8 protein-coding genes and 2 pseudogenes are annotated in these 9904 nt (G+C 65.4%); 7 read left to right on the forward strand and 3 right to left on the reverse strand.

Going from position 1 to position 9904, the window contains the following annotated elements; translation table 11 throughout:
* Positions 1-320 precede the first annotated feature (320 nt).
* From QUE68_RS20825 to QUE68_RS20835, 3 genes are all read left to right on the forward strand, one after another.
* Positions 321-596 carry a dsRBD fold-containing protein gene (locus QUE68_RS20825; RefSeq protein ID WP_286274347.1) on the forward strand — a complete coding sequence of 92 codons (276 nt, stop codon included), beginning with the start codon at positions 321-323 and terminating at the stop codon, positions 594-596.
* Complete coding sequence (locus tag QUE68_RS20830) at positions 593-2632, forward strand: erythromycin esterase family protein (RefSeq protein ID WP_286274348.1); 2040 nt, start codon at positions 593-595, stop codon at positions 2630-2632. The genes QUE68_RS20825 and QUE68_RS20830 overlap by 4 nt, the downstream gene beginning before the upstream one ends.
* 93 nt (positions 2633-2725) lie before the next feature.
* Complete coding sequence (locus QUE68_RS20835) at positions 2726-3016, forward strand: hypothetical protein (protein WP_284228157.1); 291 nt, start codon at positions 2726-2728, stop codon at positions 3014-3016.
* Positions 3017-3176: 160 nt separating this feature from the next.
* Here QUE68_RS20835 and QUE68_RS20840 read toward each other — a convergent pair.
* Positions 3177-3421, reverse strand: a pseudogene (locus tag QUE68_RS20840) (two-component sensor histidine kinase); the annotation flags it as partial.
* A 365-nt stretch (positions 3422-3786) separates the two neighbouring features.
* Here QUE68_RS20840 and QUE68_RS20845 point away from each other — a divergent pair.
* Complete coding sequence (locus QUE68_RS20845) at positions 3787-4263, forward strand: hypothetical protein (protein WP_286274349.1); 477 nt, start codon at positions 3787-3789, stop codon at positions 4261-4263.
* Between the two features lie 289 nt (positions 4264-4552).
* Positions 4553-5416: a TIGR04222 domain-containing membrane protein gene (locus tag QUE68_RS20850; RefSeq protein ID WP_286274350.1), complete on the forward strand. Its 864-nt coding sequence runs from the start codon at positions 4553-4555 to the stop codon at positions 5414-5416.
* 373 nt (positions 5417-5789) lie between these two features.
* Here QUE68_RS20850 and QUE68_RS20855 read toward each other — a convergent pair whose 3' ends face one another.
* Positions 5790-7067 carry an IS256 family transposase gene (locus tag QUE68_RS20855; RefSeq protein ID WP_286274351.1) on the reverse strand — a complete coding sequence of 426 codons (1278 nt, stop codon included), beginning with the start codon at positions 7065-7067 and terminating at the stop codon, positions 5790-5792.
* 533 nt (positions 7068-7600) lie between these two features.
* On the opposite strand from QUE68_RS20855, the pseudogene QUE68_RS20860 reads away from it, so the two are divergent.
* Positions 7601-8080 (forward strand): annotated as a pseudogene (locus QUE68_RS20860) (erythromycin esterase family protein); the annotation flags it as partial.
* 93 nt (positions 8081-8173) lie between these two features.
* A complete protein-coding gene (locus QUE68_RS20865; protein ID WP_284228157.1) occupies positions 8174-8464 on the forward strand; it encodes a hypothetical protein in 291 nt (96 codons plus the stop codon).
* 108 nt (positions 8465-8572) lie between these two features.
* Here QUE68_RS20865 and QUE68_RS20870 read toward each other — a convergent pair whose 3' ends face one another.
* Positions 8573-9892 (reverse strand): sensor histidine kinase, encoded by a 1320-nt coding sequence (locus QUE68_RS20870; protein ID WP_286275892.1) that lies wholly within the window; start codon positions 9890-9892, stop codon positions 8573-8575.
* Between the last annotated feature and the right edge of the window lie 12 nt (positions 9893-9904).

The raw sequence follows: 9904 nt of genomic DNA on the forward strand, positions 1-9904 counted from the left end.
GCAGGCGTCGGGGTCGGTCCTCGATTGCCATGGTCGACCTCTCGGAAGTAACTGAGCACCCGTCGTACCCGAGTTCGCGCTCACGTTAGGACGGGTCCGGGTCTGGCCGTAGGGCCGAAGGGCACGGAAAGCCCGCCGTTCGACCCAGGCTTCCGCTCCCCCACTGCCCGCGTGACCAACGACTGCGTGCGCGACCAACGACCTCGTAGTGCAGGCCTTAGGCCCCTACCCCGTTGGCCGCTCGAGTGATCGGATCGAGGGAGGGCGCGCACACGAGAGGCCCTGCGTGCGCCGGACCGGAACGACATCCAAGGAAGATCATGCTGTCATCAAACCCCGCGCCAGGTAACGAGATCCCCACGGCGACAATCGTTCTCGACGAGTACAGCCGCCACGGCCGCGCGATGGTACGTCTGCGATGGCAGGAGGCCAGCCTGGTCGGACGTGGCCTTTCCCGGCTGGACGCCACCGACGAGCCCGAACACACGATAGGCCAGAAGCTGGCGCTGGCTCGGGCCCTGTCCCATCTGGCCCGACAGCTCTTCACCGAGGCGGCGAGCGACATCGAGGGCGCGTCGGCCGCCCGCTCGGCATGACGCGCCGGGTCCGCGACTCCGGCGCCGCGGTTTTTCGCAGCCGCGAAGAAGCCGGACGTGTCCTCGGCGATCTGCTCAGCGCCTATGAGGGCCGCACCGACGTCGTCGTGCTGGGGCTGGCCCGTGGCGGCGTTCCGGTGGCATACCAGGTGGCATGCGCCCTGGGCGCTCCGCTGGACTGCTTCATAGTGCGCAAGCTGGGAGTACCCGGTCACGACGAGTTCGCCATGGGCGCGATCGCGAGCGGAGGACGAACCGTCCTCAACGATGACGTCATCCGGGGACTCGGACTCAACTCGGCTCGGGTGCGCGAGGTGCTGGAACGCGAGGGCCGCGAGCTCATTCGCCGCGAAGCCGCTTATCGCGGCGACCGGCCGCCGATTCAGTTGAGCGGCAAGACGGTGATCGTCGTGGACGACGGTCTGGCCACCGGCTCGAGCATGCTCGCGGCGGTCCTTGCCATCCGCGATCAGGAGCCGGCGCAGATCGTGATCGCCGTGCCTGCCGCACCCGAGCCGACGTGTCGGGAATTCGCCAGCATGGTCGACGACGTCGTCTGCGCGTCGATGCCGACACCGTTCACCGCCGTCGGTGCCTCCTACTGGAATTTCACCCAGGTCGACGATGACGAGGTCCGCGGCCTCTTGAGTAAACCGACCGTGGCGGCGACAAGCCCAGCACCCCAACGACATCGGTCCGCTGAGGCCGTACGACGAAGCGCGGTACCGGCACCCGGTGGTGTTCCCGCTCCCGAAGTGCTGGCCGACCTGATCGGAAACGCTCGCGTGGTGCTCATCGGCGAGAGCTCGCACGGTACGCACGAGTTCTACCAGGCCCGGGCCGACATCACGCGGTGGTTGATCGAACACCAGGGCTTCACGGCCGTCGCCGCCGAGGCCGACTGGCCCGACGCCTACCGCGTCAACCGCTTCGTCCAGGGGGTGGGCGGCGACGCGACTGCAGATGAAGCTCTGAGCGGGTTCGAACGCTTTCCCGCGTGGATGTGGCGCAATGTCGTGGTCCGGGACTTCGTCGGCTGGCTTCGCCGACACAATGAACTCGGCCGCCGCGAGGGCTTGCCGCAGACGGGTTTCTACGGGCTCGACCTGTACAGCTTGCACCGGTCCATGCAAGCCGTCGTCGACTACCTCGACACGGTGGACCACGTCGCCGCGGCGCGCGCGCGACAGCGCTACGCCTGCTTCGACCACACGTCCGACGACGGTCAGGCGTACGGCTACGCCGCCGCCTTCGGGGCGGGCGAGTCGTGTGAGGACCAGGCGGTGGAGACCTTGCTCGAACTTCAACGCAGCCGCATCGCCTATCTCGCCGATGACGGCAGACAGGCCGAGGACGATTTGTTCTGCGCCACACAGAACGCCGCAGCGGTCCGAGACGCAGAGGCCTACTACCGCTCGATGTTTCGTGGGCGCGTGGATTCGTGGAACCTTCGCGATTCGCACATGGCCGACACTCTGGACGCCCTGCTGGCTCACCTGGACGTGCAACGAGGGCGACCAGGCAGTACCCGAATCGTGGTGTGGGCGCACAACTCGCACGTCGGTGACGCACGCGCCACCGAGATGGGCGCCGACGGCCAACTGACCCTGGGCCAGTTGGTGCGTGAACACCACGGCGAGCACAGTCGGCTCATCGGATTCAGCACCTATCAGGGAACCGTCACGGCGGCCAGCGAATGGGGCGGGCCCGCGGAACTGAAGTCCGTCCGGCCGGGTCTACCAGGAAGTCTTGAGGAGCTCTTTCACGAGGCTGGTCCAGCGCCGTTCCTCATTCGGATGGATGGGGACGGGCAATCCGACGCCGCCGAGGCCCTGAGCAGCGTGCGGTTGCATCGCGCCATCGGTGTCATCTACCGGCCCGAGACCGAGCGTCACAGTCACTACTTTCACGTTCGACCCGCCGACCAGTACGACGCGATGATTCATCTCGACGTCACCACGGCGTTGACACCCCTCGAGTCAGCCAGTCTTCAGGTCGAGGGCCAGACGCCCGAGACGTACCCCAGCGGCCTGTGAAAGCTCACCAGAAGAGGACCTTTGCCCATATCGGTTAACTACCAATGCGTTTAGCGTTAATGGTGACCACAACGAACAAGGAGTGAACGAACGATGACCAAGACCACGAGTACGGACGTCGCAACCCCCCGAACGGTGGATCTCGCCGACGAGGTACGCGAATCCGCGAGGACAGGACAGCACGCCGCCAGCGAGGCGTTGCGCAAGTTCCGCCACACGGTCGACGAGGCGCTTCCCGAATCCGTACAACCGCTGCGCAAGAAGATCGTCGATGCGGCAATCGAATTGGCCGATCAGCTGGTCACCGCCCAGTACGAGTTCAACCGCAGCATCGTGGCGACCGCGGATCGCGCATTGACCAAGGCGGACGGCGATCGCCAGTAGGCAAGTAGCCCAGCGCGCCGAGACTCGGTAGCGTCGCCGAGCGTGCGTAAAGTCCCGATTTCCCTCGGCGTGTCGCCCACCGACACGCACGCTCGCGGGAGAGGGGGGACTAGGGCACGTGGGCGGGGATCCGCAGCAGCAGTCGCGCACCACCTAGCGGACTGACGTCGAGATGCGCCGAGACGCCGTGCTTGACCGCGTTCGCGATGGCGTTGTCATCACCAACCGAAGCCCCGCCGGCAACCCCACGATCAGCTTCGGCGACGGCGACAGGGTGACCTGCAGGTCGGGATAGACGCGCGGAGCGTCGTGCGCCGCGCGGTCGAGTAGCTCGGTGACGTCGAACTCGACGAAGTCGTCGGCGGTCGTCAGCTCGCCCTGCGCGAGCCGCTCCAGCGCCGTCAGCCCCGTCAGGCGTAGAGACGCTATCTGCTGGGGTGCTCGTTGACGGGATGCACTTCAGCGAGTCCCGGGGGGGTCGTCACGAACTGTTGATAAGTCGGCTGGCATGGGTCGTGATGGTGAATCCGGTGGTGGCACTGGGCTTCACGTCAGCTGCGCACGCAGAGCCCAGGCCCCCGAACCCCGTCGACAAGCAGTTCGTGACAACCGAGTCGCGCACAGTCGGATGCGTCGTTACACCCGGCACAGTCCTGTGCACTGGCAACTTTGCGAACGCGCCGACCCGGTGCAGCGAGACGCAGGACTGCGATCCGGACAGTCTGGGGACACGCGACCACACGGTATGGGTCAATGCCGAGGGGGGAGGGTTGCAGTGGAATGACTCCAATTTTCAGTCTTACGGCTACACCGAATTGGTCCTCACCTATGGTCAGGTATTTCACCTCAAAGGATGGACCGTCGAGCCCAGCTCGGAGGGAACGCGTTTCACCAACGACGGCACGGGCCGCGGCATGTTCGTCAGCCGACAGGGCGTGACCTATCTTGCGGCCCCTGCGGCCCCGGAGGGCGTCGACGTGTGCGCGGCGGCGACAGAGGAGGCGCTGCTGGCAGAGCTGAAATCCAGTCCCAACTTCTACGAGCGAGTGGCGTACGCCACCGGCTTCTGGCGGGTCCAATGCTCGCCGCCGTTTGCACTGGGAGCGACCCAGGGCACGGTGCAGTCGTCGGGGGCCCTGTTCCGTCGCGACGGTTCCCGCTGGACGGTTCTCGACGTGGGGTCGGCGATGGCGTGCGCCCAGTACGGCGTCACCGCTGCCGACGCACTCGAGGGTTGCGTCGTCTGACGACTGCGGTCTGACCTCTTTTCGAACGCATCGCTGCACATCACCCCGCCCGCAGCGCCCTGGTCATCGGCGCGTCTCTCACCACTGCAAGAACACCGCCACTTATAGCCGCGAGTCACACGCTCGCCGCTCGCTAGGCGCTGTCTCTTTTCTCTAGTAGTGAGACTCCGGCTGTGCGGCAGCTGGAGTATGCGTGGTGCCTGCCACGTACGCGGGCGCGGGGCACCGGCGCGGAGAGACAAGTGCACCTTCCGGCACGGATCGGCAAACCGGCGACGATAATCAGCACATGCATGACGTCTGGGGGGTCTCCGACCACGCGTTTGTGATGTGGTTCGTGGTGGCCGCGACATTCGTCGCCACCGCTTCGATGGCGTACCGGCTCATCGCGTTCCGAGGACGCCCCGCGTTCAGCGATGACGTCGACGCCCACCAAGCGGCCTTCCTTGCAGGAGGTCCTCATTTGGCTGTGTACTCCGCACTCGGGGAGCTGCGCCGCACCGGCGCGGTCGGCGTCAACCCCGACCGTGTCCTTTCGCAGGTTGCGCCACTGCCAATGGACGCGACACGGCTGGAGCGGGCGGTCTACGAGGCGACGCCGGGCCACACCGCAGTCGAACTACCTGGACAGCCTGCGGTCAGCGCGACGCTCGCACGAATCTGCGGCGGCCTCGAGGAGTCCGGGCTTTTGTTGTCACCGTCGCAGCGGGCAAGTACCCGTTGGTTCCTGTACGCGCTACTGGTGGTGTTGGGAATTGGAGTGGCGCGCGTCGCCGCGGAACTCATCCGTGGCGCGCCGGTCGGCGGTCTGTTCAGTGCCCTGGTTGTCATTGGCGTCTTCGTGACGTTCATGGTGACGGTGCCGAGACGCACCCGAGCCGGCACAACCGTGCTTGCTGAATTGCGTCGGCGGCACGCCCACCTCACACCACCGAGGCCGGTCATCGAAACCGGTGCTGCCGCGCTTCTCACTGAATGGCGGCGACGGCATCCACCACAGAAGCCGCCCCTTGACGCTCCCGGCGCAGCCGCTCTCGCAATTGGTCTTTTCGGCACTGAGTCGCTGTACGCGTTCGACCCGGTATTCGCCTCGAACGTCGGCGCTCCGCGACACCGCCCCACCTTCGACGTGATAAGTCTTGGCAGCCCGTAGGGAAGGCGACTGGTCCGAGCCCTGCAGTCGGCTCGACGCACACTATTCGCTGCGCTCAGACGACTCGCCCGAAAAGGCCGATCCCGACAGCGGTGAGGTGATGGTGAGGTCGACTATCCGCACATCTTCACCTCAACAGCACAGTGCATCTCGACGCACTGCGCAACACGACCGACGTCCTGTCGCCGTATGTCGACGGCCTACCCACCACGCTATGACCGCCACGCACGGCGCACCCCGACGCCACACCGCCGTGCAGTCCTGGCCCGAAATTCGCCCCAAGTGAAGACAAGTACTGATCACTGCCGTTTCCCTAGTCCGAAATGAAGGTGACGTGGGACTATCTCGTTAACGGTGTTTCCGGCGGTTTTCATCAGTAGGTTTCGGCTGCCGGGAATCGGTCGCCGAAGGTGATCGCGAACGCATTCAGCGCGGGTTTCCACCGCATCGTCCATCGTGCCCTGCCGACGCCGGTCGGGTCCAGGGATCGGGTGACGAGGTACAGGCATTTCAGGGCGGCCTGCTCGGAGGGGAAGTGCCCGCGGGCCTTGATTGCGCGGCGGTAGCGGGCGTTGAGTGACTCGATGGCATTCGTCGAGCAGATCACCTTCCGTATCTCCACGTCGTAGTCCAGGAACGGGATGAACTCGTTCCAGGCGTTGTCCCAGAGTTTGATCACCGCTGGGTAGCGCTGTCCCCATTTCTCGGCCAGATCATCGAACGCCGAGCGGGCCGCAGTAGCATTGACCGCGGTGTAGATCGGCTTCACATCGCGTTTGATCTCATCCCAGTACTTGCGGGACGTGAGCCGAAAGGTGTTGCGTATCAAGTGAATGATGCACGTTTGGACGATCGCTTGGGGCCACACGTTGCTCACCACTTCGGGCAGTCCCTTGAGGCCGTCGCAGACCACGAAGAAGGTGTCCTTGACGCCGCGGTTTCGTAGGTCGGTGAGCACGGCCATCCAGAACTTGGCGCCTTCACCGCCGGTGCCGGCCCACAGGCCGAGGATGTCGCGTTCCCCGCCCAGGGTGACCCCGATGGCGGCGTAGAACGGTCGGTTGGCGACCTGGCCGTCGCGGACCTTCACCACGATCGCGTCGATGAAGATCGCGGCGTAGGTCTCATCCAGAGGCCGTACCGTCCATTCGTTCATCTCCTCGAGTACCTTGTCGGTGATTCGGCTGATCGTCTCCTTGGAGACCGAGGCACCGTAGATCTCGGCGAAGTGCGCCGAAATCTCGCCGGTGGTAAGCCCTTTGGCGTACAACGACAGCACGACCTCATCGACACCGGTGAGCCGGCGCTGCCGTTTCTTGACGATCTGCGGCTCGAACGTCGCCGCCCGATCCCGCGGTACGTCGATCTCGACCGGGCCGGTGGTGTCGGTCAGGACAGTCTTGGACCGGGTGCCGTTGCGGATGTTGCTCGACCCCGCCTCGGGCGGGTCGTGTTTTTCATAACCGAGGTGCTCGGTCATCTCCTCGTTCAGCGCGGCCTCGATCACCGTCTTGGTCAGCTGTTTGAGCAGCCCATCGGGTCCGGTCAGTGACAGGCCCTGTTCCTGGGCCAGCCGCACCAGCTCGACCGCGGCCTTCTGCTCAGCGGACTGCTCAGCCTTCTTCTTGGTCACGTCATTCAGTGTCGTCATCGTGGCGACCTTTCTCGCCGAGCATCGCTCAGCGTGTCAGGCCGGAAACACCGTTAAATCCACAGTCCCGGTGACGTGCGTACGGTCGTGCGCGGTGTCCTTCGGTCCGATCAGGCGGCGGGGTTGACGGTGACGGTGTAGCCGAGAGCTTGGAGTTGGCGAATATGATTGCGTATCTTGGTCTCCGAGTTTGACGTGGCGGGTGAACTGATCGGCACCGAGATCGGTGAACGCGGCCTGCTCATCGGAGAGCAAGTGTAGTCAAGGTGTCCCTGGCGGGACGCCCGTTCCGGGGTGAAAATGGCGTGTGGTCGCCTTGTCGACGCCGTTTCTCTTTGGGCCTGTGAGGCCGTTTTGTAGCCGGGCGTTGGGGGTCACGCCGTGGGCCCTTCACTGTTGCCGCTTCATCGAGCACGAGGATTAGATTCGTTGTCTCCCTTGTGATCCCCACTGGGCAACCACCCGCGTCAGTGGGCGGTTGCCGCTAGTGAGGAGAGCGCGACGTTGAGTGAATCCGATGACGACGAACAGATCATCGCCAGGGTGCACGCGCCACCGAGATGGGCGCCGACGGCCAACTGACCCTGGGCCAGTTGGTGCGTGAACACCACGGCGAGCACAGTCGGCTCATCGGATTCAGCACCTATCAGGGAACCGTCACGGCGGCCAGCGAATGGGGCGGGCCCGCGGAACTGAAGTCCGTCCGGCCGGGTCTACCAGGAAGTCTTGAGGAGCTCTTTCACGAGGCTGGTCCAGCGCCGTTCCTCATTCGGATGGATGGGGACGGGCAATCCGACGCCGCCGAGGCCCTGAGCAGCGTGCGGTTGCATCGCGCCATCGGTGTCATCTACCGGCCCGAGACCGAGCGTCACAGTCACTACTTTCACGTTCGACCCGCCGACCAGTACGACGCGATGATTCATCTCGACGTCACCACGGCGTTGACACCCCTCGAGTCAGCCAGTCTTCAGGTCGAGGGCCAGACGCCCGAGACGTACCCCAGCGGCCTGTGAAAGCTCACCAGAAGAGGACCTTTGCCCATATCGGTTAACTACCAATGCGTTTAGCGTTAATGGTGACCACAACGAACAAGGAGTGAACGAACGATGACCAAGACCACGAGTACGGACGTCGCAACCCCCCGGACGGTGGATCTCGCCGACGAGGTACGCGAATCCGCGAGGACAGGACAGCACGCCGCCAGCGAGGCGTTGCGCAAGTTCCGCCACACGGTCGACGAGGCGCTTCCCGAATCCGTACAACCGCTGCGCAAGAAGATCGTCGATGCGGCAATCGAATTGGCCGATCAGCTGGTCACCGCCCAGTACGAGTTCAACCGCAGCATCGTGGCGACCGCGGATCGCGCATTGACCAAGGCGGACGGCGATCGCCAGTAGGCAAGTAGCCCAGCGCGCCGAGACTCGGTAGCGTCGCCGAGCGTGCGTAAAGTCCCGATTTCCCTCGGCGTGTCGCCCACCGACACGCACGCTCGCGGGAGAGGGGGACTAGGGCACGTGGGCGGGGATCCGCAGCAGCAGTCGCGCACCACCTAGCGGACTGACGTCGAGATGCGCCGAGCCGCCATGCAATTCGGCCTGCTGTGCGACCAGCGCCAAACCCAAACCCGATCCCAACCGCGACGCCGTCGTGCCGCGGGCGAAGCGCTCGAACACTTCGGCACGCTCCGCCTCGGGCACACCCACACCGTTGTCGTCGACCGCGATCTCTACGCCCGCAACCGAACTCACCACGCTCAGCCGGATCTCAGTGGCTCCGCCGTGCTTGACCGCGTTCGCGATGGCGTTGTCGATCACCAACCGAAGCCCCGCCGGCAACCCCACGATCAGCTTCGACGGCGACGGCGACAGGGTGACCTGCAGGTCGGGATAGACGCGCGGAGCGTCGTGCGCCGCGCGGTCGAGTAGCTCGGTCACGTCGAACTCGACGAAGTCGTCGGCGGTCGTCAGCTCGCCCTGCGCGAGTCGCTCCAGCGCCGTCAGCGTCGCCTCGATCCTGCCCTGGGTCCGCACCACGTCGCCGATCACCTCGTCACGCTGATCGCGCGCGAGGTCGAGCGTCGACAACACCTCGAGGTTGGTCCGCATGGCGGTCAGCGGGGTGCGCAGCTCGTGGGATGCGACGGCGGCGAAGTCGCGAGCTGACTCCAGCGCGGCCCTGGTGCGCTGCTGTTCGGTGCCGATGCGGGCGAGCATCCCCTCGACGGCCTCCGCGATCTCGACCGCCTCCCGCACACCACGAACCTGCACCTCGTCGGGCATCGACTGCGCGTTGATGGCGCGGGCCTGCTGGGCCAGCAGGCGAAAGGGAACGATCATCAGCAGCGAGATCACCCAGCCGACCAGGACGGTGCCGACGATGACACCGCTGCAGATCAGCAGCACGCGCAAGTGGAGTTCGTCGATGCGGTGCTGCGTCTCGGCCAGTGGCGCCCCGAGCGCGATCGAACCCGGGCCCGCGGCGAAGGTGCGCACCCGGTACTGCACGGCGTCGATCTCGGTGGTGGCGTAGCCATTGGGGAGTTCGGGCAGGACCACGTTGCTCGGCACGGAGACGGTGACACCGCCGATCCGCGCGGTCCGCACGACGTTCCCGTCCGGCTTCGGCTGGCGCGCATCGGCGCTGGGCGAGCTGTTCAGCAGGTCGCTCACGTCACCGAGGCTGCTCACCGAGTCGAGCCGGCGGTCCAGCTGGCTGTACTGATCGTCGGTCACGCCGACCCACACCCAGGTGCCCAGGACGATGACCAGGACGACCACCGACGCCGCGGAGACCAGGACGATGGCCCGCAGCGAAACGACCTTGATCAGAGGACGTAG

This window comes from Mycolicibacterium sp. TUM20985, assembly GCF_030295745.1.
Lineage (GTDB): Bacteria > Actinomycetota > Actinomycetes > Mycobacteriales > Mycobacteriaceae > Mycobacterium.

Excerpts from the sequence above, each read along its gene's own strand:
- QUE68_RS20825 (WP_286274347.1), top strand. The coding sequence starts at position 321 with ATGCTGTCATCAAACCCCGCGCCAGGTAACGAGATCCCCACGGCGACA.
- QUE68_RS20850 (WP_286274350.1), top strand. The coding sequence starts at position 4,553 with ATGCATGACGTCTGGGGGGTCTCCGACCACGCGTTTGTGATGTGGTTC.
- QUE68_RS20835 (WP_284228157.1), top strand. The coding sequence starts at position 2,726 with ATGACCAAGACCACGAGTACGGACGTCGCAACCCCCCGAACGGTGGAT.
- QUE68_RS20830 (WP_286274348.1), top strand. The coding sequence starts at position 593 with ATGACGCGCCGGGTCCGCGACTCCGGCGCCGCGGTTTTTCGCAGCCGC.
- QUE68_RS20865 (WP_284228157.1), top strand. The coding sequence starts at position 8,174 with ATGACCAAGACCACGAGTACGGACGTCGCAACCCCCCGGACGGTGGAT.
- QUE68_RS20855 (WP_286274351.1), bottom strand. The coding sequence starts at position 7,067 with ATGACGACACTGAATGACGTGACCAAGAAGAAGGCTGAGCAGTCCGCT.